Origin of the sequence: Henriciella mobilis (assembly GCF_003576315.1) — a bacterium.
Taxonomy (GTDB): Bacteria; Pseudomonadota; Alphaproteobacteria; order Caulobacterales; family Hyphomonadaceae; genus Henriciella; species Henriciella mobilis.
In genome coordinates this window covers 649014-674278 of sequence record NZ_QWFZ01000003.1, presented here as the reverse complement: position 1 = coordinate 674278, position 25265 = coordinate 649014, and the positions used below count along the sequence as shown (strand labels likewise).

The window sequence follows — 25265 nt, the reverse complement described above, 5'->3', positions numbered from 1 at the left end:
GCAGCGATGACGGATACCGCCCAGCGGATGATGGCCATGCTGCATGCGCGCGCCGCAAAACTGCAGAAGGGCGAGAGCCTTGCCCCGCCCATTGTGAATGCCGCGAAATACGCCCTGCCGGGAGAGCCGGACCACGCCTTCCCCTATGGCCGGTTCGACAATCCGACCTGGGCTGCCGTCGAAAGCGCCATCGGCGTGCTGGAAGACGCGCCGACGATCTGCTTCCCGTCCGGCATGGCGGCGGTGACCGGCGCGATCATGGCGTGCCTGAAACCGAAAGCGAAGCTGCTCCTGCCATCGGATGGTTATTACACTGTGCGCGTTCTGATGGACGAATTCCTGCGCCAGCACGACATCGATGTGACCGAAATCCCCACCGCGCAGATGGACGCCCAGGACGTCACCGGCTTTGATCTTGTCTGGCTGGAAACCCCGTCCAATCCTGGCCTCGATGTCTGCGACATCGCCGCCATCGCCAAGCGCGTCCATGCCGCTGGCGGCCTCGTCTGCGTCGACAACACCACCGCCACCGCCCTCCTACAGCCCGTGCTCGACCTCGGCGCGGACCTGACAGTTTCATCCGATACGAAGGCGCTGTCCGGGCACTCCGATGTCCTCTTCGGTCATGTCGCGAGCCGCGACGCGGCGCTCATCGAGCGGGTCCGCACCTGGCGCAAGCTGTCCGGCGCAACGCCCGGCCCGGCCGAGGCCTATCTCGCCTATCGCGGCCTGATGACGCTGGACCTCAGGCTGGAGCGGATGTGCACCAATGCCGAGGCGCTGGCCAACCTCTTCTACACCCACAAGGCCGTTGAGGCCGTGCGCTTTCCCGGCCTTGCCGACGACCGGTCCTACAAAACCGCCTCCCGGCAAATGGCCCGCCCCGGCTTCGTGATCGGCATCACCTTTGCCGATGCCGCGACCGCCGAGCGCTTCATCGATGACTGCCCGGCCATCTTCGCGGCCACCAGCTTCGGCGGCATCCAGACCAGCGGGGAGCGCCGCGCGCGCTGGGGCGATGATGTGGCCGAAGGCTATGTCCGCCTGTCGGTGGGCTGCGAGCCGACCGGGGCGCTGGTGGCGGCGATCTCGGACACGCTGGATACGCTGGCATGAGCCACCTGGAAGTCTTCCTGCCGGATGAGGCCGCGACCGGCCGTCTCGCGCGGCGCCTCGCCCCGCACCTGAAGCCGGGCGATGTGATCGCGCTTCGCGGCGGGCTTGGTGCCGGCAAGACGACATTTGCCCGCGCGCTGATCTCGGCCCTCAATGGCAGCGAGACCGACGTGCCGAGCCCGACCTATACGCTCGTGCAGACCTATGACACGCCGGGCCTCACCGTCTTCCACTTCGACCTTTACCGGCTCGATGACCCGGACGAAGTCATGGAGCTTGGCTGGGACGAAACGATGGACGGCCTCGCCCTCATCGAGTGGCCGGACAAGGCGGGCAGCCACCTGCCGCAATGGCGCCTCGACCTCACCCTCGAACAAACCGTGGATGGGCGCACAGCGAGGCTGGAAGCTTTCGGCGAAGACTGGCAGGCTCGCCTCCATGGGATTTGACGCAAACAGGCTGCTGCAGGTCGAAGCGTTCCTGGCCCGTGAGGGCTGGGGCGATGCGGCCATCGACTGGCTCGGCCAGGACGCCTCCACGCGCCGCTATGCCCGGCTGACACGTGGCGGCGAGACCGCGCTCCTTATGGACGCGCCGCCCGTCGAGGATGACCCCTGCACGCCCGCCATGACCGATGCCGAGCGGCTGGCCGGCGGGTGGAACAAGCAGTCCCGCCTCGCCGCCTCCCGCGTCGAGGCCTTCGCGGCGATTGGCGGCTGGCTGCACGAGCATGGCTTCAGCGCCCCGGAAATCTATGCTGGCGACCCGGAGCTTGGCCTCGCCCTGATCGAGGATTTCGGCACGCTGAAGGAATTCGCCCGCCTCATCGAACAGGGCGAGGATGAGGTGACGCTCTACACCGCCGCCGCCGAAGCGCTGGCCGATCTGCATGCGCTGGAGCGGCCGGTCATCCTGAAAGGGCTCGGCTGCGACTGGCCGCTGCTCGCCTTCGATGACCTTGCCCTGCGCGTCAACGCTGATCTCTTCGCCGACTGGCTGCCCTTGCTCGATCCGCGCATGAAGATGTCGGATGCTGCGCGCACGCGGTGGGAAAGCGAACGCGACGCGCTGATCGACATGGCCCGCGACTTCCCGCGTGAGCTGACCCTGCGCGACTATCATGCCGAAAACCTGATCTGGTTGCCCGAGCGCGAAGGCCGCGCCCGGATCGGCCTTCTGGACTTCCAGGACGCGGTCATCGGCTGGGATGCCTGGGACATGGCGATGCTGGTGCAGGATGCCCGCCGCGAGGTGACGCCTGCCGCCCGCGACGCGGCCATCCGCACCTATCTGGAGAAGTCGGGCAAGGCCGAAGCGGATTTCCGCGAGCGGCTGGCCGTTATCGGCACGCTGAACGCGCTTCGCATCGCGGGGATATTCGCCCGTCTCATCGCCCGCGACGGCAAGCAGCGCTATCACGACTTCCTGCCCCGCCAGAAACGCCTGCTCGCCCGCAACCTCCAGCACCCCTCGGCTGCAGGCATGGCCGATTTCGTGCGCGACGTGGCGCCGTTTGTTTTCGAGGAGGCGTGATGACCGCGATCCCCCACACCGCCATGATCCTCGCCGCCGGCCTTGGCACGCGCATGCGGCCGCTGACCGACAACACCGCCAAGCCACTGATCGAGGTCGCCGGCAAGCGGCTGATGGACTGGCAGGTCGGCCCGCTGATCGAGGCCGGCGTGAAGCGGCTGGTGGTCAACACGCACTGGTGCGCCGACCAGGTCGAAGCGCATGCGAAGGGTTATGGCGGGGTCGAGGTCGTCTTTTCCGACGAACGTGAAGAGGTGCTGGAAACCGGCGGCGCACTCGCCAAGGCGGCGCCGCTTCTGGGCACGGACCCGGTCTTCGTGGTCAATACCGATGCGTTCTGGGCGCCGAATGATGCCGCCCCGCTCACCCAGCTCGCCGCCGCCTACGACCCGGCACGCATGGACGAGATCCTGCTGCTCGCCGACCGGGGCCGGTGTCTCGGCTTTGCTGGCGCGGGGGACTTCTTCCTCAGTGATGACGGCTCGATCCGCCATCGCGGTGAGGCCCCCGAAGCGCCCTGGGCCTATGCCGGGCTGCGCATCGTCAATCCAGCCCTGTACGCCGCGTACACCCCTGAACCGTTCTCCGCGTTCCGTATCTGGAGCGCGCTTTTGCCGAAGGGCCGGATGCATGGCGTCCCGCTCGACCGTTTCTGGCTGCATGTCGGTGATCCACAGGCGCTGAAGGATGCGAAAATGTGGATGTGGTGTCACGGCGCATGACGGCTCCCGGCCTCTTTGCTGACGGCGCGCCCCGCGTCTGGACCATCCCGCCGGGGGCGAACTTCCTCAAGGCTTTAGCGACGGCGCTGGCCGCCGAAAAGGGCCTTAGCGAGAAAGCCGATGCGCTTGCCGACGACCTGATCTATGTGCCAAACCGCCGGTCGGCCCGCGCCCTCGCGCTCGCCCTGTTCGAGGCGGCTGGCCACAAGCCGATCCTAATGCCGGATATCCGCCCGCTCGGCGATCTTGAAAGTGACGAGCCGCCGCCCGGTCCAGAATCGGCGCTGGCGGACCTGCCACCGGCCGTCTCGCCCGCCGCCCGGCTGGGCCGCCTCGCCGTACTGGTACGCGCCTTCTACGAAAAGCGCGGCACATCCATTCCGCCCGCCTCGGCCCTCGCCGCCGCCCGGGAACTCGCCCGCCTGCTCGACCAGGCCGCCCTCTCTGGCGGGGTCGACTGGGGCAAGCTCGACACGCTGGTCGCTGACCGCCAGCTTGCCATTCACTGGCAGCAATCGATCGATTTCCTCGAGATCATCGCAACGCACTGGCCCGAAGACCTCGAGCGCAACGTCCAGATGGACCCCTATGCCCGCCGCCTGGCCGCGGCCGAGGCCACCGCCGAAAGCTGGCAGGCCAACCCGCCAAAAGGCGACATCATCATCGCCGGCTCGACCGGCGCAGACCCGTCCGGCCGGGTCCTGATGAAGGCCGCCATGACCCTGCCGCGCGCGCTGATCGTGCTGCCGGGCCTCGACCGGAATGTCAGCCCGGAGGCCTGGGGCCGGATCGCGCGCGCCCCGAACCATCCGCAATTCACCATCGCGCGCACGCTCCGCACGCTCGGCCTTGCCCCGCACGAGGTCGCCATCTGGCCGGGCATTCGCACCGACGCCAAGGCCGACGCCCGCCGCGCCCTCGTCCACGAAGCGCTCGCTCCGGCGGATGACACCTCCGGCTGGCTCGACCGGCTGGACATCCTCTCCGGCACGCAGGACCGCGCCGCCTTCGCCCGCGACGGCTTTGCCGGCATGACGCTGATCGAGGCCGATGATGAAAGCGACGAAGCCTGGTGCGCCGCCCTCCTCCTGCGCGAAACGCTGGAAACCGAACGCGAAACCGCAGCCCTTGTGACACCCGACGCAGGCCTTGCCCGGCGCGTCTCGGCGCTGCTCAAGCAGTGGAACGTCAATGTCGCCCCATCCGGTGGTGTACCGCTGCTGCAGACGCCCGCCGGCAGTCTCGCCGCGCTTGTCATGGAATGGGCCTGCGACCCGACCGATCCGGTCGCCATGCTGGCCGTGCTGAAGCATGACCAGGTCGCCTTCGACCATGATGTGGCAGGCTTCGAGCGCTTCTTCCTGCGCGGCCCGCGCCGCTGGACGGACTGGGAAACGCTGGAAGCCCACATCGAGCGCACCGCCGCCGACGAGGAGAATGCGCGCCGCTCCGGCCTCCAGCCACATCATGGCGCAGCCGCGCTGAAACTGGTCGAGGCCCTGCAGGCCCAGATCGATGCGGCCGGATTTCCCGCAGACGATGCGCCGCTTGAGGGCCTTGCCTTCCTCGAAGCGGTCAGCGAACTGATGGGCAGCCTTGGCGCGACACCCCTGCCTTGGGCGGGCGCCGATGGTGCGCAGCTGTCCACGGCCATGCGCGACTTTGCCGATGTCACGGCCAGCATGGAGGCGGCCGGGCCGGAGATCTGGTCCGAACTCTTCAAGACCTATTGCTCCACCGTCCTGGTGCGCGAGGAGGCGCGGGATCATCCCCGCCTGAATATCTGGGGCCCGCTCGAGGCGCGGCTGCAGACCGCCGACCGACTGATCCTCGCCGGCCTCAATGAAGGGGTCTGGCCGGCCCAGCCGCCCGCCGACGCCTTCCTGCCGCGCGCCTTCCGCGCCGAGATCGGCCTGTCGGATCCCGATGAGCGGATCGGCCTTTCAGCGCATGACTTCGCCCAGCTCGCCGCCGCGCCGAATGTCACGCTTCTGTCGGCCCGGCGGCGCGAAGATGCCCCGGCAATCAGCTCACGCTGGCTGTGGCGGCTGACCACGCTCGCGCGCGGCGCCCTCGGTGAGGATGGAGCGAAAGCCGTGCTTGGGCCGGAAGCCGGCCGCGACCCGCGCGACTGGCTGGAAGGGCTGCGCCATCCGCCCGCACTGGAAGGCTTCAGCGCCGAGCCGCGCCCGAAACCATCGCTTGAGGCGCGCCCGTCCGGTCTGTCCGTCACGCGGATCGAGACGCTGCAACGCGACCCCTATGCCATCTACTGCCAGTACGTCCTTGGGCTGACGAAACTCGACGCCCTCGACATGCCGGTCGATGCGCGCCCGCGCGGCACTGCCATCCACGCCGCGCTGGAAAAGTTCGAGGAAAAAGACGTCGAGAAGTCCGCCGACAATCTCATCGCCATGCTTGAGGCGGAATTGCGGGCGGCAGGCGAAGCCGAGGAGGTCATTCTCGGCGCGGTTGCTTCACGGCGCAAGACCGCGGAGGACTATCTCGCCTGGCGCAAGGCGCGGCTGCACCTTATCGCTGGTGATCCGTATACGGAGGTCAAAGGCACCCTCAACGTCCCGCTTGGCGCCGGGCATTTCAGGCTTTCGGCCACGGCGGACCGGATCGAGAAGCATCAGGATGGCGCGCTCGCTATCCTCGATTTCAAGTCCGGCGCCCCGCCCGGCGAAGGCGAAGTGCGCACCGGCCTCAACCCGCAAATGCCCCTGCAGGCCATCATCGCCGCGGAAGGCGGATTTACGGACAAGGGCATCGCCGCAGCCCCCGTCCGTGAGCTGACTTATGTCCGGTTCGGAACGAAATTCGATGTCCGCCATATCGGCGACAAGGCGGGCAGCGCGCACCATGAGAAGCCGCTGGAAGAGATTATCGAGGAGACGCGCGAGGGCTTCCTGAAGCTGATCAGCCGGTTCGCGAATCCGGACCATCCCTATGTCAGCATGCCGCGCCCGAAATGGGCGAAGTATGGCTCCGACTATGCCCGGCTCGCCCGGCGCGACGAATGGGCGGCGGAGGATGGCGATGACTGACAAGGCCAATACCGCTTTCGTCAAGGCCATCCACGCGCAGGCGCTTGCGGCCCAGCCGGACCGGTCGGCCTGGGTCGAGGCACATGCCGGCTCCGGCAAGACCAAGGTGCTGATCGACCGGGTCGCCCGCCTGCTGCTGCGCCGCGAGGATGGCCGCAGGGGCGCAGACCCGGACACCATTCTCTGCATCACCTACACCAAGGCAGCGGCCAATGAGATGCTGAGCCGCCTGTTCGACCGGCTCGGCAGCTGGTCGGTCATGGAGGATGCACGCCTCGCCGGAGAGCTGGCCCGGCTCGAGCAGCGCGCGCAGGAGAGCTACTCGGCGGAAGATTTGCAGGCCGCGCGTGCCCTCTTTGCCCGCGCCCTGGAGACGCCGGGCGGCCTGCGCATCGAGACCATCCACGCCTTCTGCTCACGCATCCTGCGTCGCTTCCCGCTGGAGGCCGATGTCTCACCGGGCTTTGCGGAGATGGAAGACCGCGACGCCGACCATCTGTGGGATGAGAGCCTCGCCGGCGAGATTCTCGGCGCCGCCGAAGATCGGCTTCAGACGCTGGCGACGCTGTCCGAGGCCGGCGGCGGGTTTGGCGCAGCTGCCCCGCTCTCCAGCCTGCGCGGCGCGCGCGGCGTGCTGACCGGCGCCGATCCGGACGCACTCAAGGCGGCGATAAAGAACACGGTCGAAGCACCGGACGAAACGGTCGAGGAGATCATGGACAGGGCCGTCGGGACCGGCTTGCCGCGCGAGATGCTGGCCGGGATTGCCCAGGGCCTCGGCGACCTGTCCAAGCCGGGGGCGAGCGATGCGCGCCTGCTTGAAACACTCATCGTGATCCTGTCAGACGCGCCGCCGGACAAGCGCTGGGCGGCTTACCAGTCCATCTTTCTGACCAGCACCGGGGCCATGCGCGCCAGTAATCCGTATACGGCAGGCGCCGCAAAGGAGGTGCCGGGCCTTGCTGACGCCTTCCAGATGAAGGATGGCGAGGGCCGCGAAGTCGCTCGCTTCCGGGGCCTTCTGGGGGACATGATCGCCCGCCAGGCCTATGAACGCACCGCCGCGCTTGTCGATGTCGGCCTGCCGGTGCTGTCGGCCTTCCGGTCTGGCAAAGCGCAGCGCGCCGCCCTCGATTTCGACGACCTCATCCAGCAGACCCGCGCCCTGCTGACCGCCGGCGGGCTGGCCGAATGGGTGCTTTACAAGCTCGATGGCGGGCTGACCCATATCCTGCTCGACGAGGCACAGGACACCAGTCCCGCCCAGTGGGAAATCATCAATGCGCTGGTCGCCGAGTTCCGCGCCGGGGCCGGTGTCGAGCGCGCCGTCGATCCGCGTACGCAATTCACCGTGGGCGACAAGAAACAGTCCATCTACTCCTTCCAGGGCGCCGATCCGGATCGTTTTCTCGACGAGAAACGCCGCTTTGCCGAGGCCGAGGAAACCCTGCACGGCCAGGCAAACCTGCCCGACATGACCATGTCCTTCCGCTCGACCCCGGAAGTCCTCTCCTTCGTTGACACGGTCTTCAACAGTTCCCGTTTTGCGGGTGATCCGTTCTCGGAGCATCCCCCCGAAGAGGCCGACGATCTCGCCCATGTCGCCAACCGCGCCAGCGAGGCCGGACGGATCGACCTCTGGCCGATCGAGCCGCATGCGGAGGATGATGACAGCGACCCCTGGGACGCACCGATCGATCACCTGTCTGAAAGCTCGCCGAAGAACAAGCTCGCCACGCGAGTGGCGCGTGAAATCCGCCGCATGATCGATACGGGCGAACCTGTCTGGCGCGGCGGGAAACGCCAGCCCGCCAAGGCGGGTGACATGCTCATCCTCGTGCGCAAGCGCGGCACCCTCTTCGAAGCGCTGATCAAGGCGCTGAAAGCCGAACGCCTGCCCGTCGCTGGGGCGGACCGGCTCGTCCTGCTCGACCATATCGGCGTACAGGACTGCCTGAACCTTATCCGCTTCGTGCTGATGCCGGGCGATGACCTGACGCTGGCGGAAATCCTGCGCGGGCCGTTCTGCGGGCTGGTCGATGACGATCATGAGCTCTTCGCCCTCGCGCATGGCCGGGGCAAGGGAGAGCGCCTCTGGGACCGGCTTCGCACCAGCCCCGATCCGCGCTTTGCCGATGCGAAAGCCTTCTGCGAGGACCTGCTCGCAAACCGCCACCTGCCGGCCTTCGACCTGATCATCCGCGCCCTCGTCACCCGGCATGATGACGGCCTGTCGGGCTGGGATCGGCTGATACAGCGCCTTGGCGAGCCGGCGCGCGACCCGGTAAATGCGCTGCTCGACCGCGCGCTCGGCCATGCCATGGGCGAGGCCGCCAGCCTTCAGACCTTCCTTGCCGAGATCGAGGGCGATGCCAGCGAGTTGAAGCGCGACCTTGCCGAGGCCCACGGCCAGATCCGCGTGATGACGGTCCACGGCGCCAAGGGCCTGCAGGCGCCGATCGTCATCCTGCCGGACACAACATCCGGGGAGAAAGCCGACACGGCGAGCCTCTTCCTCGTCGATGACAATGTCCCCGTCTACAGCCCGCGCAAGGCCGACGATCCGCCCGTCATCGCCCGCGCGCGTGAAGCCCGCACCGCCGCGCAGGCGCGCGAAAGCCGGCGGCTGCTCTATGTGGCCCTGACCCGCGCCGAGGACCGGCTGATCATTGGCGGGGCCTTTGCCGGCAACCGCAAGGCATCCGGCTACGCCAAAGACAGCTGGTACGATCTCTGCCGCAACGCGATGCTGTCGCTGACCGGCGCCGAGGATGTCGGCGAGGGGCTGACCTATGGCGAGATCGCCGCGCCGCTCGGCAAGGGCAGGGGCGCCGGCAGCCGGCCGCCAGACGCGCCGGCCTGGGCAAGGCAGGCCGTCACCCGCATCGACACTGCCCCGCGTGTCACCGCCCCGTCGCGCCTGCTGACCGATACCGCACCCGTCACCCAGCCCTTCGGCAAAGCGCGCGCGGCGGCCCTGAAGCGCGGCCAGCTGATCCACGCCCTGCTGCAATACCTGCCCGAACGGCCCGAGGCCGGCCGCGAGGCCGAGGCCCGCGCCTGGCTGGACCGCCACACCGATCTTGCCCCCGACATCCGCGCCGAAATCCTCGCCGTCACCATGGCAACGCTGAACGAGCCCGGTTTCGCCGCGGTTTTCGCGCCGGGCGGGCGGGCCGAGGCCTCCGTCGTGGGCGAACTGACAAGCGGCGGCGAAAAACTCATCATCAATGGCCGCGTCGACCGGCTGGTCATCACCGGCACCGACATCCTGCTCGTCGACTACAAGACAGACCGGCCCGCGCCCGCCAGTGCCGAAGCCGTGGAACCGTCATACCTGCTACAGATGGCAGCCTATCAGATGGTGCTGGAAAAAGCCTTCCCCGGCCGCACGGTGCGCCCCGCCCTGCTCTATACGGACGGGCCGAAACTGTTCGAGCTTCCGCCCAGCCTTTTGCAGAACTCACGCAACCGTTTAGCTGGTGGCATTTGAAGAATCTTGGCAGTCACTATCTATAGACTGTAAGTTTCGAGCCAAAGGAGGCATGAATGGCCGCCGAACACATTACCGATGACAATTTCGACACCGCCATCGAGGGCGACCTGCCCGTCGTGGTGGACTTCTGGGCCGAATGGTGCGGACCCTGTAAGCAGATGTCGCCGCACCTGGAAGCCGTCGCCGAGGAACTGGCCGGCAAGGTGAAAGTCGCCAAGATCAATGTCGACGAGAACCCGGTCGCTGCGTCCAAGTTCGGCGTGCGCGGCCTGCCGACGCTGATGATGTTCAAGGACGGCAAGGTCGCCGCCACGCATCTCGGCGCGATGTCGAAGCAACGCATCGCCGAATGGATCAAGGAAAGCGCCTAAGCCGCGCGCTCTGACCAGGCAACGAAATCCAAAAGCCCGCCCGGTCCGCCGCGGCGGGCTTTTTCTTTGTTCAAGCCTCCTGAAACGCTTCACCACGGCTTGACCGTGGTGCCCATCTCCCACCGGCCCCTTCAGGAAGTCCACCCCTCTCACATCGTCATCCCGGATGTGCCGAAGGCGCTGTCCGGGACCCAGCTCGTCTATAGTGTCTGCTTGATCTGGGTCCCGGACCAAGCCTGAAGGCTTGTCCGGGATGACGGCCTGGAGAGCACCCTCCCCACAAATTCCCCATGGACGCCGCGCGCCTGCGCATTTACTTCACGGGTGAAGAAAAAATTGGAGGAGACCGTCCCATGGAGCCCTATCAGCCGCTATCCCGCTCGATCAAAGGCAAGACCGCCCTCATCACCGGCGCGGCCTCCGGCATGGGCCGGGCCACCGCCCACCTGTTCGCGCATGAGGGCGCGAATGTCGCCGTCACCGATCTCAGGCAGGACGCCGTCGACAAGGTGGTCGACGAGATCAAGGCCGCCGGGATCGACCATGTGAAGGGCTGGGCCATGGATGTTGGCGACGCCGAGGCCATCAAGCGCGTCGTCAAGGAAGCCGCCGAGCATTTCGGCGGGCTGGAAATCCTCGTCAACAATGCCGGTTTCGCTATCCCCGCCGATGTCGCCGAGGAGAGCTATGAGGACAGCTGGGGCCCCAGCATCAATGTCATGCTGACCAGCCACCAGCGCGCCATCCGCGCCGCCCTGCCCTATATGCGCAAGGCGAAGTTCGGGCGCATCGTGAACGTCGCCTCGACCGAAGGCCTCGGCGCAACGCCCGGCAATTCGCCTTATGTCGCCGCCAAGCATGGTGTGATCGGGCTTACCCGCGGGCTCGCCTGCGACCTTGGCCGCGACGAGGACACCGACATCACCGTCAACTGCATCTGCCCCGGCCCGATCCGCACCGGCATCACCGCCGGCATCCCGGAAGAACACAAGACCATCTACGCCAAGCGCCGCGTCCCGCTGCGCCGCTACGGCATCCCGGAAGAAGTGGCGAACATGACGCTGTCCGTGGTCCTGCCGGCCGCGAGCTTCCTGAACGGCGTATTCATCCCCGTCGATGGCGGCCTGACGATCAAGAACGCTTAGAAGCTGAAGACACACGTATCCGCAGATACCTGCGAACGCAGGTATCCATGGTGCGGATTTCGATGTGAGTGCTTGCCTTGCCACTATTTCCATGGACCCCTGTTTTCACAGGGGTCTGCGGAGAGGGAGGCCGTGAAACCATTCTACACCTACATGCTCGCGAGCCAGAAGAATGGCACGCTCTACACCGGCCATACCGACGACATCTCCGGACGCGTGTGGGCGCACAAGAACGGCCTAGGCTCCATCTTTACGCGCAAATATGGCGTGACGCGGCTTGTCTGGTACGAACCTCATGCGACCCGCGATGCCGCCAAGACGCGCGAATACCAGATCAAGAAATGGAAGCGCGTCTGGAAGATTGAACTGATCGAGGCGAGCAATCCGGAGTGGCTGGATCTCTACATGAAGCTAAACCACTGAGCCGCGTGGCCACTACCTCTCCGCCGGTACCTGCGAAAGCAGGTACCCAAAGTGCACACGGCCCCCCAAGAACAAGCGTTCACACCTTGGACCCCTGTTTTCACAGGGGTCTGCGGAGATGTGTTTCTGCGCCCCTACCCTTCCTCATGCAGCGGCAGGACCTGGCCGGTTACCGCGCCGCCGTCGATGACGAATTCGCTGCCGGTCGAGAAGGTCGCCTCGGTCATCAGGAAGCGCACCATGCGGGCGACCTCCCTGGCTTCTCCAAAGCGCGGCAGGGGCTGGGCGGCGACCACCTCATTGCCCATGCCTTCGGTCATCGGGGTCGCGATCGGGCCGGGATGGACCGAGACCACCCGGATGCCGCCATCGGCAAGATCGAGCGCCGCCGCCTTGGTCAGCCCGCGCACGCCCCACTTGCTGGCGACATAGGCGGCAAGCCCGCCATAGCCCTGCAGGCCCGCCGTCGAGGAGGTGTTGACGATCACCCCGCCGCCCGCCTCGCGCAGCGCCGGGGCGCAGACATGCAGGCCAAGGAAGACGCCGGTCAGGTTGATGTCGATCAGCTTGCGGAACGCCTCCGGCGAGCAGGCCTCGACGCTCGCGAAATCGGCGATCCCGGCATTGTTGAACAGGGCATTGAGCCCGCCAAACGCCTTGGTCGCGGCCTTCACCGCAGACCGCCAGTCCGCCTCGCGCGTGACATCGAGGTGATGGTAGACGGCCTTGTCGCCCAGCGCGGCAGCGAGCGCCTTGCCCTCCTTGTCGAGCACGTCGGCGATCATCACATGCGCCCCGGCCTCGGCGAGCAGGCGGGCGGTCGCCCCGCCAATGCCGCGCGCGCCCCCCGTGATCAGGAGTTTGAGCGTATCTGGGGCGATTGTGTTGACGGTCATTTTCCTCTCCTCCGCATGGGCCATTCGGCTCGTTTATCGGGCGAAGCCTAGCACCGGCGAGCGCGCAGCGCGCTTCGGGGAATCCCTTATTCGCTTTCGCGGCTTGCCCACCGGGCGAAACCTGGCAATCTTGGTGAATCACGACCGGGAGGGGAAAATGAAATCGCTTGTCGTTCCACTGGCCCTGCTGGGCCTAGCCGCCTGCGCCACCGAAACTGTCGCGCCTGCGCCAGAGCCAACCACACTATCAGATGCCGAATTCAAGACGCTCTGGAATGCGGCCTACAATTCGAAGCCTGAGTCCGGCGCCGAGACCGCCTTCACGGCGATGCTGGAGCGCGACGACCTCACGCCCGCCCAGCGCGGCGAAGTCTATTATGGCCGTGGCACAATGCGCGGCATCTATGTTCGCGACTGGCCCGAAGCCTTTCCGCAATGCGCGCTTGGCGACTTCATGAAAGCCAAGGACCTGCCGCTCTCCGAGGCGCGCATGCAGCAGATGAGACAGAGCATGGAGTACCAGGTCTCCCGCCAGCAATATTTCAAGGACGCCCCGAGGCTGTGCCAGGAATGGGCGGCCGAAGCGGCCGTGTGGCTGTACGCGCCGGCGGAGTGAGGCTCATTTCTGGGACCAGACCGGAATCAGACTGAAAATGTACCGGAATTGTACTGGAATCAGACTGTTTTAGTACCGTGCCGCCCCGGGGGAATTTCCGGGGACGTTCAGGCTGGCAGCTCTTCATTCAGGGCGAGGACTTTTCCCGCCAGATAGAGCGAGCCGCAGATCAGGATACGCTCCGCCCCGGCCCGGACCGCCGCTTTCATGGCCGCTTCGAAGCCCTGGTGGGCTTCGGCCTCGGCCCCCGCATCCCGCGCCGCACTGGCCAGCGCCTCAGGGCTGAAACTGTTGTCATTATTGGTAATCGGGCAGGTGAAGACGCGCAGGCCGGGGCGCTTCAGCGCCGCGAAAAAGCCCGCTGCATCCTTGTTGGCGAGCATCGCCGAGACCAGCATCGTCCGCTTGGCCGGCTCCTCCCGGTCGAGCGTGTCGAGCACCCCGGCCAGGGCGCGCCCGGCATGCGGGTTGTGTCCCCCGTCGAGCCAGACCGGCATGTCATCGGCAAGCGCCGTGACCGGGCCCGGCGAGAGGCGCTGCATCCGGGCGGGCCAGTGGGCCGAGGCGGCGCCGGCGCGGATCGCGTCGTCTGTAATGCCTTGAAGTCCCGACGTTTTCAGTGCTTTCGCCGCCAGCGCTGCATTGGCGAACTGGTGCTCTCCGGCAAGGCCCAGCGGCGGCTCGATGGCGGCGATTTCGGCGGCGGTGACAAAGTCGATCACGGTGCCGAGCTTCGCCGCCTCGGCCTTCAGCGCGGCCTCTGCCTCGCTGCCCTGGATCGCGGACACGGCGGGGCAGCCGGGCTTCAGGATACCGGCCTTGTCGGTCGCGATCTTGGTGATCGTGTTGCCGAGGAATTGCTGGTGATCGAGGTCGATCGGGCAGAAGACCGAACAGGCTGCCTGTGTAATGACATTCGAGGCATCGAAGCGCCCGCCCAGGCCAACTTCAAGGACCAGAAGGTCGGCCGGTGTCTCGGAAAAGGCGAGGAAACTCGCCGCCTGCGCCGCCTCGAAATGGGTGATCGGCCGGTAACCGAGCAGGGCAGCCTCGACGCGCTCGAGGCAGTCGACGAGATAATCGTTTGAAATCAGGGTACCAGCAAGCCGGATGCGCTCATTGAAGCGGACGAGGTGAGGCGATGTGGCCGTGTGGACGGTGAGCCCCGCTGCCTCGGCCATGGCGCGGATAAAGGCGACAGTGGAGCCTTTCCCGTTCGTCCCGGCGACGTGGATTGTCGGGGGAAGGTCGAGATGCGGATTGCCCAGCGTCTCCAGCACGACGAGCAGCCGGTCAAGCGCCAAGATCCGGTCGGACGGATTATATCGCTCAAACCGTTTAAGCGCCGCTTCGACGCCCAGCTGCGCGTCAATCAACCCTTGCCGGCCTTCTTGTCTTTCTGCGGCGCTGGCACGTCTGCGGAGGGTGCGTTCACCGGTCCGATGGCCGTGCTTTCGGAAGCGCGCTTGGGCAACAAGTGCCGGAGGATACGGCCCAGAACATCCTTCATCTCGCGCCGGTCGCAGACGATGTCGACCTGGCCTTTTTCGCGGAGGAATTCCGAGCGCTGGAAGCCTTCCGGCAGCTTCTCGCGGATCGTCTGCTCAATCACGCGGGGGCCGGAAAAGGCGATCATTGCGTCAGGCTCGGCGATATGGACATCGCCCAGCATCGCATAGGAGGCCGAAACACCGCCGGAGGTCGGATCGGTGAGAATAACGATATAGGGAAGGCCGGCATCGCGGACCTCGGAAATGGCGAGCGTGGTCCGCGGCATCTGCATCAGGGATAGCGTGCCCTCCTGCATCCGGGCGCCGCCGGAAGCGGTGCAGACAACAAACGCCGCCTTGCGGGCGACGGCCAGCTGGGCCGCGGCAATGAATGCTTCGCCTGCCGCCATACCGAGCGAACCGCCCATGAAGGCAAAGTCCTGCACCAGGATCACGGTCGGCTTGCCATTTACCCGGCCGAAGGCGGCGGCCATGCAGTCATCCTGCGCAACCGGCGGGCTGCCTTCCGGGCTTTCTTCCTTTTCGCGCCCGGCAATCTTCGCCTTCGCGGCTTTCAGGCGGGAGGGATAGGGCTTGTCGTCCTTGAACTTCAGCGGGTCCTGCGCAACAGGCGGAAGTTGCAACGGCTCCCAGCGCTCCTGATCGAACAGGAGGCGGAAGCGGCGGCGCGGCGAAATCCGTAGATGCGCGCCAGCCGGCGTCACATACCAGCTCTCCTCAAGGTCGGAGCGATAGACGAGTTCCCCGCTTTTCGGGCACTTCACCCAGAGATTGTCCGGGGTGTCTTTCTTCGAGGACAAGAATGTCTTCAATCCCGGCGTGCGGAAATTCGTAAGCCAATTCATTTCGCTGGACTCCCTGAATGGTCCAATACGTTATAGTTACGACGATACGCCTTTGAGCGCGGTCGACAACTCTTTGGCCAGCCCCCCAATCCGCCCGGCTATACTGCCAGTGTCTCCTGACTCAAGAGCCAAGCGCACATGATCCACGAAAGCGGTGCCAACCACAACCCCATCAGCGATACCGGCCATGGCGGCCGCCTGTTCACCTGTGCGCACGCCGAACCCGACGCAGACGGGAAGACCGGAGACTTTCTGGGCCCGCTCGACGCCTTCACGAATGTCTTCCGGATCGGCTGAACCTGCACCAGTTACGCCAGCAACAGCGACATAATAGAGAAAACCGGACGCGCCTTCGGCCACCTTGGCGATGCGCTTTTCCGTCGTGGTTGGCGTGGCCAGACGAATGACGGAAATACCATATTTTTCATAGGCTTCGCGCAGCTCATGATCTTCCTCGGGCGGCAGGTCGACAAGGATCGTCCCGTCAATCCCGGCATCGGCGGCTGATTCGGCAAACGCGGCATAGCCCATATGAAAGACCGGATTGGCATATCCCATCAGGATGAGCGGCGTTTCCTTGTCCTCGGCGCGAAACCGCTTTGCGAGGGCGAGGACATCGGCCAGCTTCGTTCCGGCCTTCAGGCTGCGCTGTCCGGCCAGCTGAATCGCCGGACCGTCAGCCATGGGGTCGGTAAAGGGCGCGCCCAGCTCAATGATATCGGCGCCATTGTCGCGCAGAGCGCACAGCGTCTGATAGCTCGTTTCGAGATCCGGGTCGCCCGCCATGACATAGGTGACGAGTGCGGCCCGCTTCTCGGCGCGCACGCGGTCGAACCGGTCGGTAATTCTCTGTGTGGGCATTACTGTGCGGGCGCCTTCGTATTCTCGTCGAGCCAGGTGGCGAAGGGTGCCGGCATTTGGCTGACCGGCATCGCGACCATAGCCGGGACATCATAGGGGTGGATATTATTGACGAGGGTTTCCAGCGCGTTCCAGCACGGCGCAACCGATTTCAGCCAGAGAACATGCTCGAAGGCCTGTTCGACAACGCCTTTCCAGAGATAGGTCGAGGTCACGGGCCCTTCGATATTGGCACAGGCGGCGAGCCGTTGCTCAACGGAGGCATCGGCGATCTTCTGGGCCACGTCCTTCGACGGGCAGGTAATACGGATGAGGAGGGCTTCGGTCATGTTGAAATCAGCCGGTTTTCTAGCGGTTATCCTAATCTGATCACCGATATTGCACACCGCCGGGCATGCAGAAACCCGGTTTAGGCGCAATCTCGGGCGAACATCTGCGATTCCATCACCTTCATGTCCTTAAGCTGCCCATTCATTCTGGATCGTGGCAGACGACGCACACCTTGTTGCCGTCAGGGTCCCGGAAGTAAGCTCCATAATAGTTCTCATGGTACTGGGGACGAAAACCAGGACTGCCCTCATTCCCTGCCCCGCCTGCCAGCGCCGCAGCATGCGCAGCATCGACAGCAGCCCGGCTCGGTGCCAGCAGCGCGATCATCTGTCCGTTACCAGAGGATGCTTCCTGTCCGTCAAACGGTTCCGCCAGTACAAAAAAGGGCCGTCCGCCATCGCGCCCGGTCCACATGACGAATTGCTTTGACTTCGCCGGGTCGCGCGGCGGATAGCCGAGCGCTGCCATGACAGGCGTATAAAACGCTCGCGCTCCTGCCTTGTTCTTCGTCCCCAGCGTGACGTGCGAGATCAAGATCAGATATCCATGCCCAGATGCTCGGCCACCGAGAAGATGTCCTTGTCGCCGCGCCCGCAGAGATTCATGATCAGCAGCCCATCCTTGCCGAGGCTGTCGCAAACCTCGCCCAGGCGGGCGATGGCGTGGGCGGGCTCAAGCGCCGGAATGATACCCTCAAGACGCGTGCAAAGCTGGAAGGCATCAAGCGCTTCCTTGTCGGTGCAGGTCAGGTATTCCGCCCGGCCGGTGTCGCGCAGGAAGGCGTGTTCCGGACCAATACCGGGATAGTCGAGCCCGGCGGAAATCGAGTGCGCATCGATGATCTGGCCGTCATCGGTCTGCAGGAGGTAGGTCTTGTTGCCATGCAGGATGCCGGGCTGGCCACCATTCAGGGCGGCGGCATGCTCGCCGGTCTCGATGCCATGGCCGGCCGCCTCGACGCCGATCAGGCGCACACCCTCATCCTCGATGAAGGGATGAAACAGGCCGATCGCATTGGACCCGCCGCCGATACAGGCCATGACGGCGTCCGGCAGGCGGCCTTCGCGTTCGAGCATCTGGCGGCGCGCCTCCTTGCCGATCACGGACTGGAAGTCGCGCACCATCTCCGGATAGGGGTGCGGGCCAGCGGCGGTGCCGATGACATAGAAGGTGTCGTGGACGTTGGTGACCCAGTCGCGCAGCGCCTCGTTCATGGCATCCTTCAGCGTGCCGGTACCGGAAGAGACCGGAACGATCTCGGCACCAAGCAGCTTCATCCGGAAGACGTTCGGCTTCTGGCGAACGACATCGGTCGCGCCCATGAAAACGGTACAGGGCAGGCCGAAACGGGCACAGGCCGTCGCCGTTGCAACGCCGTGCTGTCCGGCGCCGGTCTCGGCGATGATCCGCGTCTTGCCCATGCGCAGGGCGAGCAGCACCTGGCCGAGACAGTTATTGATCTTGTGCGAGCCGGTATGATTGAGCTCGTCGCGCTTGAAGTAGATCTTCGGTCCGCCGAAATGCTCGCTCATCCGCTCGGCATGATAGAGCGGCGACGGGCGGCCGACATAATGCTCCCAGAAATCGTCCATCTGGGCGGCGAAGGCCGGATCCTTCTTGGCGGCGCGGTATTCTTCTTCCAGCTCGAGGATAAGCGGCATCAGCGTTTCAGCGACATAGCGTCCGCCAAACTCGCCGAAGCGGCCTTTCTCGTCAGGCCACTGTGCCCATGTGTTAAGCTTGTTCATTTGACGCTCCCGTCAGGCGGCCTTCGCAGCAGCGATGAAGCTGCGGATCAAGACCTCGTCCTTTACGCCCCTCTCGCTTTCGACACCAGAGGACACATCGACCGCATCTGCACCTGTTGCAGCGATGGCGGCCGCGACATTCTCGGGTGTTAGCCCGCCAGCCAGCATCCAGGGCTTCGGCGCGGCCCAGCCCTGCAGGATAGACCAGTCGAAAGCCTGGCCATGCCCACCGGTCCGATCAGCGCCCTCTGGGGGCTTCGCATCGATAAGAAGCCTGTCGGCGGATACAAAGCGTGCGACAGCTTCGAGGTCGGCCCTGTTCTCAACGCCAACGGCTTTCCAGATTTCTGTGTCTTTCGGCATGGCGGCCCTGAGCTTTGCGACGAATTCCGGCGTTTCCTGCCCGTGCAGCTGAATAGCGTCTGGCCGCACCGTATCGGTCAGCGATTTCAGGACAGCGATGTCGGGATCGACGACGAGTACGACCGATCGCAGCTGCGCCTCTGCAGACACCTTCAGGAGGTCAGTCAGGCGCTCAGGTACGGGCTCGCCATGCGGGGCAATGAAGCGTGGGCTTTTCGGCACAAGGTTGAAACCAATCCAATCCGCGCCGGCCTCAGCCGCCACGTGGACCATCGCTTCATCCCGCACGCCACAAATCTTCACCTTTGCCATGGCGCGCTGGTTGGCGCGGGCACACTGGAGAGTCAAGCAAATGGGGCCGTAAAGCGCTTGCGGGCACAGTTTCAGGCGCAGGAGGCACAGGAGGCACAGGAGGCACAGGAGGCACAGGCGTGTTGACGCCGCGTCACTGAAACGCAAGGCATTTACGAACCGCGCCGCGCTGGCAAAATGGCCGGGTACAGACAACGGAGTTTCACATGCCTGCCGTTAGCCCCCTGTCCGGAATTCGTGTAGCCGACATGACAACCGTGCTGTTCGGACCCTACACGACGCAGACACTTGCCGACCTTGGGGCCGACGTGATCAAGCTTGAGCCGGAAACGGGCGACGCCTTCCGCCAGGTTGGAAAACCGGCCAACAATCGGGACATGGGCCCCTGCCATCTGACCGTGAATCGCGGCAAGCGTTCTGTTGTCTGGGACATGAAATCGGAGGCCGGCATGCGCGCTGTGCGCAAGCTGCTCGAGACCAGTGACGTCTTCATCCACAATATCCGGCCCGATGCCGTGGCCCGTCTCGGCCTGACCTTTGAGGAGGTCAAGACCATCAAGCCCGATATCGTCTACGTCCACTGTCTCGGCTTTGGCACGGACGGGCCCTATGCGGGCCGCCCAGCCTATGATGACCTGATCCAGGCATTATCGGGCGCGACAAGCCTGCTACCGCGTGTCGACGGCAATGAGGCGCCGCGTTTCCTGCCGACCGCCTTTGCCGACAAGGTCTCCGGCCTGCACGCCGTCCACGGGGCACTGGCGGCTCTGAGGCATCGCGACCGGACCGGAGAGGCGGTCCACGTCGAGGTTCCAATGCTGGAATGCGTGACGAGCTTCCTGTTCGAGGAACATTTCTACGAGGCGACCTTCGATCCGCCCGTCGGGCCGCACTGCTACCAGCGCCAGGTTGACCCGGCCCGCCAGCCTGTCCGGACCAAGGATGGCTGGGTCGCCATCGCGCCCTACATCGATAGCCGATGGGTAAAACTTTTCGATGTCATCGAGGCTCCAGAAGAACTCGAGGATGATCGGATCTCCGACTATAAGGGCCGCTACTACAATCAGGCCTACATGATGTCACGCGTGCAGGCCCATTTCGTGAACTACACGTCGGAAGAGATCCTGCGCAAACTGGCCGATGCGGACATTCCTGCGGCAAATGCGACTGATATCTCCAAAGTTCAGGACGACCCTCACCTAAAGGCGATCGATTTCTTCCAGCGCCGGGAGCATCCGAGCGAGGGCGGCTATTGGGAAGTGCAGCCGCCGCTCAAATTCTCGGGGCTGCCAAAGCGCGAAATCCCCCCAGCGCCGCGCCTCGGACAACACACCGAAGACGTTCTCGCCGAATTGGGACTCGCGCGGGAGTCGCTCGAAGATTAGTTATCGCGCCCGCCAATTCATGCCGTTTTGCGCCCAATCCTGCCCAAAAACCGCGCAAAATACTTTGACGCAAAAAATTCTTGGTTGTTTCACAGTTTATATCTGCAACTTACCGCGAAAAGCGCGATCTCTTTTTATACGTTGTTTTTAATATGCTTTATTTTCCCGCCAGAAACTTGGGAGCTTCGGCACACGCGTTAAGCGTGAAAAACGAAGCATTTCCCGAAGCCTTGGCGCTCAAAACTATTTTGACCTTTCGACCTATTTCTGAGACGTGAAACGTGTGGCCAGCGGCCGCAAGCCGCGTGAGCCGCCACACTGGATTTGATTGTGAGGTCCTTGGCCGGCGCGCCCATTCGGGTCGCCCACCTCACTGCGAAAACCTGAACTGCGAGAAGGAGCGATCATGGCATCTGCGTCCAGCACCGAAACGGCGGTGAACACCGAACAGAAATACGGTGACGACCCGCTGGCTGTCCGCGAGACAGATCACTATCAGGAAGAATACATCGAAGGTTTTGTCGACAAGTGGGACTCCCTGATCGACTGGGATTCCCGCGCGGAAGGCGAGGGCCAGTTCTTCGTCGACATCCTGCGCGCACGCGACAAGCACACCGTTCTGGATGTCGCGACCGGAACAGGCTTTCACTCCTGCCGGCTGATGGAAGAAGGCTTCGATGTCACCAGCGTCGACGGCAGCGCCGAAATGCTGATGAAGGCGTTCGAGAATGCCGGAAAGCGCGGCCAGGTCCTCAAGACCTGCCAGGCAGACTGGCGTTGGCTCAACAAGGATATCAAGGGCAAGTTCGATGCGATCATCTGCCTGGGCAATTCCTTTACCCATATCCACGACGAACTCGACCGCCGGAAGGCTCTGGCGGAGTTCTACGCCGCGCTGAAACATGACGGCATCCTGATCCTCGACCAGCGCAATTATGACCTGCTGCTCGACAATGAGGCTGCGAACAAGCCGAAACACAAATACTATTATTGCGGCAAGGACGTCGTCGCCGAGCCGGAATATGTCGATGAGGGCCTTGCCCGCTTCCGTTACAGTTTCCCGGACGGGTCACAGTACAATCTGAACATGTTCCCGCTGCGTCGGCGTTACGTGATGAAGCTGCTCAAGGAAGCCGGTTTCGAAAAGATTCATACCTATGGCGACTTCCAGTCGGACTTCGAGGAGAGCGAGCCGGACTTCTTCATTCACATAGCGGAGAAGCGCGATGAAGACTGACACACGCGCCGAAGACGTCGCCGTCGCTGAAGACTATTATGACAGCGACGACGCTGACCGCTTCTATTTCAATATCTGGGGCGGCGAAGACATCCATATCGGTCTCTATGAATCGTCGGACGAGGCGATCGCGACAGCAAGCCGGCGGACAGTCGAGACCATGACGAAGATGATGGGTCCGGCAGGCAAGGCCGCCCGCATCGCCGATCTCGGCGCAGGCTATGGCGGCTCGGCCCGCTATCTCGTTCGCGAAGCGGGCGCGCGGGAGGTCGTCTGCGTCAACATTTCCGAGACGCAGAACCGGATCAACCGGGAGAAGAATGAGGCGGCCGGCCTCAGCGACCGTATCGATGTGCTGCACGGCTCCTTCGATGATGTACCGGCCCGCGATGAAGCCTTCGACATTGTCTGGAGCCAGGACAGCTTCCTGCATGGGGCGGACCGCGAGCGTATCATTGTGGAATGCGAGCGCATCCTGAAACCCGGCGGACGGCTGATCTTCACCGATATCCTGCAGACGGCCAATGCCCCGGCGGATAAGTTGCAACCGATCTTCGACCGCATTCACCTGTCCAGCCTCGGCTCGATCGATTTCTACGATCAGGCCGCATCCGGCGCCGGACTTGTACCAGGCCCGCGCAAGGAGCTCGCCGAAATGCTGCCCGCTCATTATGGCCGTGTCCGTGAAGAGCTGATCTCGCGCCGCGAAGAGCTTAAGGGCCTCGTTTCCGACGACTATGCCGACCGGATGATCGAAGGGCTTGGCGCCTGGGTCGATGGCGGCAAGTCAGGCTGGCTCAGCTGGGGCATCCTGACCTACGACAAGCCCTGATCCTATCGGGCGTCCGGCAGGCCACATCATTCTAGCGCCTGCCGGCGCTATTCCAGGATCGCTTGACGTGAAACGCTGGATTGGAATTCCCCTCTCCGGAGTTTGCGCGCGACAAACCCTGCAAATGCAATAGAAGAGAAATCTTCTGGCACATTCCGGGGACCTTTGCGGTGAAGGACTTAAACGCGAGCACGCGCGGCAACAACGTGTCCGCCCTGCCGGAGCAGGCTGACTATGACGTGGTTGTTCTCGGGGCGGGTATTTCCGGCATCACACTGGCCTACGACTTCGTGCGGTCCGGCCGGTCCGTCCTGCTCGTCGATGAGTATGAAACGCCAGGCGGCAATCACATCTCTGTCAATCTGGATGGCCGCTCCTTTGATATCGGTGCCATCTTCTTCTGGACCGGTTATCCGCAGTTCGAGATGTTCCCCGGCCTGTCGGAGCTTGTTGTTCCGGTAAACTGGTCCCTGCAGCGGGTGACGCCCGACATGCGCATCGCCCGTTACCCGATCGATCTTCGCGGCGATCTGCTGGCGCGCCCGCTCAAACACAAGGCAAGGATGGCCCGCGACCTCCTTCGCATGCGCCTGCGTGGCCAGTCCCGCCGCAGCGCCCTGACCTTCCTTGAGTATTATCTTGGCCAGACACTGATGGAAGACAGCGGCATCCTCAACTATGTCGAGCGCTTCTATGGCGTTCCCGCTGACGAGATCAATTACGACTTCGCTCGCAGCCGAATGCGCCCGGTCGAGCGAGCCGCAAGCTTCTCCGGTCTTGCCTCGCAATCTTTCCGGAAAATGTTCGGCAAACGCCAGCACCTGGCCAGCGAGCAATGCGTGGCGCGCCCCAAATCGGGTTTTCCTGCCTATTACGACGCAGCCATCGGGCAGCTGCACGGCATGGGGGTCGAGACCCGGCTTGGTGCGCAGCTCGGCTGGTCTGCCTCGGCGCAAGCCAGGCACGCGCTTCGCATCGATGGCAAACCGGTGAGCGCCCACCGGATTGTCAGCACGATGCCGCTTGGCAGAACCGCCGAGCTGGCCGGCGTTGAGGCCGATGACGCCCCGCGCTCGAAAGGCCTGCATACCCTGTTCTGCCAGTTTCGCGGCCAGCGCGGCTTCGACTCGCTGATCCTCTACAATTTCCACAAGGCCGGTCGCTGGAAGCGGCTCACCATGCACTCGGACTATTATGGCAAGGCCGATGGCTGGGAGTACATGTCCATCGAGGTCACCGCCGATTCGGCGGAAGAGACGCCCGAGGCGCTTTTTGCAGACTTCCGCAGCACCGCCCGAGCCTTCGGCCTGTTCGATGGCGAGCTGGAACTTATGGGACACCGGCACACGGCCTTCGCCTACCCAGTCTACAGTCATGGAACAGCGCTCCGGCGTGACTCGATGATCGACGCGCTGGCGAGAGCCGGGATTGAAACGGCTGGCCGGCAAGGCCGGTTCCAGTATCTGCCGACGTCCGCCGAGGCCATCAAATCGGTCCGCGGCGACATAAGCGTGTTGCCCCAAGCGTGAGCAGGACGTGTGGCGGTGATGAGGAACAGCTCCGCCTCAGCCGGTATTGCCCGACAGTGCAGCGCTCAGGCGTGGCGCGGCGAAATCGATGAATGCGCGCAGCTTCTGGGGCAGGATCCCGCCTCCATAGAGTAGGTGAACCGGCCAGGCTTCGGGTTCATCGCCGGTCAGAACGATTTTCAGGCGTCCGTCAGCAACGGCTTCGGCGACCTGGTATGAAAGAACGCGCGTTAACCCCAGACCAGCCGCGGCCGCACAAATCGCGGCATCCGCTGTATTCACAATCAGCCGCGACCCGATCCGGACCTGCCGGTCACCAAACCGCCATCGATCCGCGCCCATCAGGTTTTCGAAGGTGATGCAATCATGATGCGCCAGATCCTCGGCACGCGCTGGCTCCCCCTGCGCGGCGAGGTAAGCCGGGCTGGCACAGACTACCTCCCTTACCGCACCGACCCGGCGCGCCCTGAGACTGCTGTCTGGCAGATGACCGATCCGGACAGCGAGGTCGACATGCTCTTCCTGGAAGCTGACCATCCGGTCGCCCTGGTGCAGGCGAACATCCACATCGGGATAAGCCATCAGGAACGCCGTGATCAGAGGCACCATGTGAATTCTGCCGAAGACGATCGGCGCGGTCACGGTCAGGAGGCCTCTGGGTGCACTGAACTCCCCGGCCGCGGCGCGTTCGGCTTCCGCCACCTGCTCCAGGATGCGCCGGCAGGCGGCGACATAGGTCACGCCCGCTTCGGTCAAGGCCAGGCCGCGCGTGGAGCGCGTGACGAGCTGGGCGCCCAGCCTCTCCTCCAGCTCCGCCACTCTGCGGCTGACCGTCGCCAGCGGCATTCCCAGTTCACGCGCTCCAGCCGTGAAACTGCCGGCGTCGACGGCCGTGACAAGGATGGACATGGAGTCGAGACGGTCGACCATTTCTACCACTTTTT

23 protein-coding genes are annotated in these 25265 nt (G+C 64.4%); 14 read left to right on the top strand and 9 right to left on the bottom strand.

Annotated features, from left to right (window positions below; translation table 11 throughout):
- Positions 1 to 6 precede the first annotated feature (6 nt).
- The 9 genes from D1227_RS03445 (at position 7) to D1227_RS03405 (ending at position 11856) form a co-directional block, all read left to right on the top strand.
- Positions 7 to 1116, top strand: a complete 1110-nt coding sequence (locus D1227_RS03445; RefSeq protein ID WP_119403774.1) for a cystathionine gamma-lyase — start codon at positions 7 to 9, stop codon at positions 1114 to 1116.
- Entirely contained in the window at positions 1113 to 1565 is a 453-nt protein-coding gene (tsaE, locus tag D1227_RS03440; protein WP_119403773.1) for a tRNA (adenosine(37)-N6)-threonylcarbamoyltransferase complex ATPase subunit type 1 TsaE, read from the top strand. Before D1227_RS03445 ends, tsaE begins: the two co-directional genes overlap by 4 nt.
- Positions 1555 to 2649 carry an aminoglycoside phosphotransferase family protein gene (locus D1227_RS03435; RefSeq protein WP_119403772.1) on the top strand — a complete coding sequence of 365 codons (1095 nt, stop codon included), beginning with the start codon at positions 1555 to 1557 and terminating at the stop codon, positions 2647 to 2649. Before tsaE ends, D1227_RS03435 begins: the two co-directional genes overlap by 11 nt.
- Positions 2649 to 3371 carry a nucleotidyltransferase family protein gene (locus D1227_RS03430; protein ID WP_233349422.1) on the top strand — a complete coding sequence of 241 codons (723 nt, stop codon included), beginning with the start codon at positions 2649 to 2651 and terminating at the stop codon, positions 3369 to 3371. The genes D1227_RS03435 and D1227_RS03430 overlap by 1 nt, the downstream gene beginning before the upstream one ends.
- Positions 3368 to 6421 carry a double-strand break repair protein AddB gene (gene addB, locus D1227_RS03425; RefSeq protein WP_119403771.1) on the top strand — a complete coding sequence of 1018 codons (3054 nt, stop codon included), beginning with the start codon at positions 3368 to 3370 and terminating at the stop codon, positions 6419 to 6421. The genes D1227_RS03430 and addB overlap by 4 nt, the downstream gene beginning before the upstream one ends.
- Positions 6414 to 9914, top strand: coding sequence for a double-strand break repair helicase AddA (addA, locus tag D1227_RS03420; RefSeq protein WP_158586556.1), 3501 nt, complete (start codon positions 6414 to 6416; stop codon positions 9912 to 9914). Before addB ends, addA begins: the two co-directional genes overlap by 8 nt.
- 56 nt (positions 9915 to 9970) lie before the next feature.
- Entirely contained in the window at positions 9971 to 10288 is a 318-nt protein-coding gene (gene trxA, locus D1227_RS03415) for a thioredoxin (RefSeq protein WP_119375831.1), read from the top strand.
- 353 nt (positions 10289 to 10641) lie between these two features.
- Positions 10642 to 11433 (top strand): SDR family NAD(P)-dependent oxidoreductase, encoded by a 792-nt coding sequence (locus tag D1227_RS03410; RefSeq protein ID WP_119404028.1) that lies wholly within the window; start codon positions 10642 to 10644, stop codon positions 11431 to 11433.
- 132 nt (positions 11434 to 11565) lie between these two features.
- Entirely contained in the window at positions 11566 to 11856 is a 291-nt protein-coding gene (locus D1227_RS03405) for a GIY-YIG nuclease family protein (RefSeq protein ID WP_119403769.1), read from the top strand.
- Between the two features lie 134 nt (positions 11857 to 11990).
- On the opposite strand, the gene D1227_RS03400 is transcribed toward D1227_RS03405, so the two are convergent.
- A complete protein-coding gene (locus D1227_RS03400; RefSeq protein WP_119403768.1) occupies positions 11991 to 12752 on the bottom strand; it encodes an SDR family oxidoreductase in 762 nt (253 codons plus the stop codon).
- Positions 12753 to 12909: 157 nt separating this feature from the next.
- On the opposite strand from D1227_RS03400, the gene D1227_RS03395 reads away from it, so the two are divergent.
- Positions 12910 to 13368: a hypothetical protein gene (locus D1227_RS03395; RefSeq protein ID WP_119403767.1), complete on the top strand. Its 459-nt coding sequence runs from the start codon at positions 12910 to 12912 to the stop codon at positions 13366 to 13368.
- A 107-nt stretch (positions 13369 to 13475) separates the two neighbouring features.
- On the opposite strand, the gene D1227_RS03390 is transcribed toward D1227_RS03395, so the two are convergent.
- The 7 genes from D1227_RS03390 to D1227_RS03360 form a co-directional block, all read right to left on the bottom strand.
- Complete coding sequence (locus tag D1227_RS03390; RefSeq protein WP_119403766.1) at positions 13476 to 14744, bottom strand: bifunctional folylpolyglutamate synthase/dihydrofolate synthase; 1269 nt, start codon at positions 14742 to 14744, stop codon at positions 13476 to 13478.
- Positions 14741 to 15724: an acetyl-CoA carboxylase carboxyltransferase subunit beta gene (locus tag D1227_RS03385; protein ID WP_119375825.1), complete on the bottom strand. Its 984-nt coding sequence runs from the start codon at positions 15722 to 15724 to the stop codon at positions 14741 to 14743. The genes D1227_RS03390 and D1227_RS03385 overlap by 4 nt, the downstream gene beginning before the upstream one ends.
- A 36-nt stretch (positions 15725 to 15760) precedes the next feature.
- Positions 15761 to 16585: a tryptophan synthase subunit alpha gene (trpA, locus tag D1227_RS03380; protein ID WP_119375824.1), complete on the bottom strand. Its 825-nt coding sequence runs from the start codon at positions 16583 to 16585 to the stop codon at positions 15761 to 15763.
- Positions 16585 to 16914, bottom strand: a complete 330-nt coding sequence (gene cutA, locus D1227_RS03375) for a divalent-cation tolerance protein CutA (protein WP_119403765.1) — start codon at positions 16912 to 16914, stop codon at positions 16585 to 16587. Before cutA ends, trpA begins: the two co-directional genes overlap by 1 nt.
- 142 nt (positions 16915 to 17056) lie before the next feature.
- Positions 17057 to 17449, bottom strand: coding sequence for a VOC family protein (locus D1227_RS03370; protein WP_119403764.1), 393 nt, complete (start codon positions 17447 to 17449; stop codon positions 17057 to 17059).
- A gap of 2 nt (positions 17450 to 17451) precedes the next feature.
- Positions 17452 to 18663, bottom strand: coding sequence for a tryptophan synthase subunit beta (gene trpB, locus D1227_RS03365; protein WP_119403763.1), 1212 nt, complete (start codon positions 18661 to 18663; stop codon positions 17452 to 17454).
- Positions 18664 to 18675: 12 nt separating this feature from the next.
- Positions 18676 to 19338 (bottom strand): phosphoribosylanthranilate isomerase, encoded by a 663-nt coding sequence (locus D1227_RS03360; RefSeq protein ID WP_119403762.1) that lies wholly within the window; start codon positions 19336 to 19338, stop codon positions 18676 to 18678.
- A 206-nt stretch (positions 19339 to 19544) separates the two neighbouring features.
- Here D1227_RS03360 and D1227_RS03355 point away from each other — a divergent pair, with 206 nt between their 5' ends.
- The 4 genes from D1227_RS03355 to D1227_RS03345 all read left to right on the top strand — a co-directional run bounded on the left by D1227_RS03355 (position 19545) and on the right by D1227_RS03345 (position 24321).
- The gene (locus D1227_RS03355; RefSeq protein ID WP_119403761.1) at positions 19545 to 20723 is read left to right on the top strand and encodes a CaiB/BaiF CoA transferase family protein; all 1179 of its coding nucleotides are present in this window, start codon (positions 19545 to 19547) and stop codon (positions 20721 to 20723) included.
- Between the two features lie 406 nt (positions 20724 to 21129).
- Positions 21130 to 21960, top strand: a complete 831-nt coding sequence (locus tag D1227_RS20010) for a glycine/sarcosine N-methyltransferase (RefSeq protein ID WP_199288199.1) — start codon at positions 21130 to 21132, stop codon at positions 21958 to 21960.
- Complete coding sequence (locus tag D1227_RS20005; RefSeq protein ID WP_199288300.1) at positions 21950 to 22792, top strand: class I SAM-dependent methyltransferase; 843 nt, start codon at positions 21950 to 21952, stop codon at positions 22790 to 22792. The genes D1227_RS20010 and D1227_RS20005 overlap by 11 nt, the downstream gene beginning before the upstream one ends.
- Before the next feature lie 170 nt (positions 22793 to 22962).
- Positions 22963 to 24321 carry an NAD(P)-binding protein gene (locus tag D1227_RS03345; protein ID WP_158586555.1) on the top strand — a complete coding sequence of 453 codons (1359 nt, stop codon included), beginning with the start codon at positions 22963 to 22965 and terminating at the stop codon, positions 24319 to 24321.
- A gap of 36 nt (positions 24322 to 24357) precedes the next feature.
- Here D1227_RS03345 and D1227_RS03340 read toward each other — a convergent pair whose 3' ends face one another.
- Entirely contained in the window at positions 24358 to 25251 is an 894-nt protein-coding gene (locus D1227_RS03340) for a LysR family transcriptional regulator (protein WP_119403759.1), read from the bottom strand.
- Between the last annotated feature and the right edge of the window lie 14 nt (positions 25252 to 25265).

Excerpts from the sequence above, each read along its gene's own strand:
- D1227_RS20010 (WP_199288199.1), top strand. The coding sequence starts at position 21,130 with ATGGCATCTGCGTCCAGCACCGAAACGGCGGTGAACACCGAACAGAAA.
- cutA (WP_119403765.1), bottom strand. The coding sequence starts at position 16,914 with ATGACCGAAGCCCTCCTCATCCGTATTACCTGCCCGTCGAAGGACGTG.
- D1227_RS03430 (WP_233349422.1), top strand. The coding sequence starts at position 2,649 with ATGACCGCGATCCCCCACACCGCCATGATCCTCGCCGCCGGCCTTGGC.
- addB (WP_119403771.1), top strand. The coding sequence starts at position 3,368 with ATGACGGCTCCCGGCCTCTTTGCTGACGGCGCGCCCCGCGTCTGGACC.
- D1227_RS20005 (WP_199288300.1), top strand. The coding sequence starts at position 21,950 with ATGAAGACTGACACACGCGCCGAAGACGTCGCCGTCGCTGAAGACTAT.
- D1227_RS03445 (WP_119403774.1), top strand. The coding sequence starts at position 7 with ATGACGGATACCGCCCAGCGGATGATGGCCATGCTGCATGCGCGCGCC.
- D1227_RS03355 (WP_119403761.1), top strand. The coding sequence starts at position 19,545 with ATGCCTGCCGTTAGCCCCCTGTCCGGAATTCGTGTAGCCGACATGACA.
- D1227_RS03395 (WP_119403767.1), top strand. The coding sequence starts at position 12,910 with ATGAAATCGCTTGTCGTTCCACTGGCCCTGCTGGGCCTAGCCGCCTGC.
- D1227_RS03385 (WP_119375825.1), bottom strand. The coding sequence starts at position 15,724 with ATGAATTGGCTTACGAATTTCCGCACGCCGGGATTGAAGACATTCTTG.
- D1227_RS03340 (WP_119403759.1), bottom strand. The coding sequence starts at position 25,251 with ATGGTCGACCGTCTCGACTCCATGTCCATCCTTGTCACGGCCGTCGAC.
- trpB (WP_119403763.1), bottom strand. The coding sequence starts at position 18,663 with ATGAACAAGCTTAACACATGGGCACAGTGGCCTGACGAGAAAGGCCGC.
- D1227_RS03400 (WP_119403768.1), bottom strand. The coding sequence starts at position 12,752 with ATGACCGTCAACACAATCGCCCCAGATACGCTCAAACTCCTGATCACG.
- D1227_RS03410 (WP_119404028.1), top strand. The coding sequence starts at position 10,642 with ATGGAGCCCTATCAGCCGCTATCCCGCTCGATCAAAGGCAAGACCGCC.
- D1227_RS03360 (WP_119403762.1), bottom strand. The coding sequence starts at position 19,338 with ATGGCAAAGGTGAAGATTTGTGGCGTGCGGGATGAAGCGATGGTCCAC.
- D1227_RS03435 (WP_119403772.1), top strand. The coding sequence starts at position 1,555 with ATGGGATTTGACGCAAACAGGCTGCTGCAGGTCGAAGCGTTCCTGGCC.
- trxA (WP_119375831.1), top strand. The coding sequence starts at position 9,971 with ATGGCCGCCGAACACATTACCGATGACAATTTCGACACCGCCATCGAG.
- addA (WP_158586556.1), top strand. The coding sequence starts at position 6,414 with ATGACTGACAAGGCCAATACCGCTTTCGTCAAGGCCATCCACGCGCAG.
- trpA (WP_119375824.1), bottom strand. The coding sequence starts at position 16,585 with ATGCCCACACAGAGAATTACCGACCGGTTCGACCGCGTGCGCGCCGAG.
- tsaE (WP_119403773.1), top strand. The coding sequence starts at position 1,113 with ATGAGCCACCTGGAAGTCTTCCTGCCGGATGAGGCCGCGACCGGCCGT.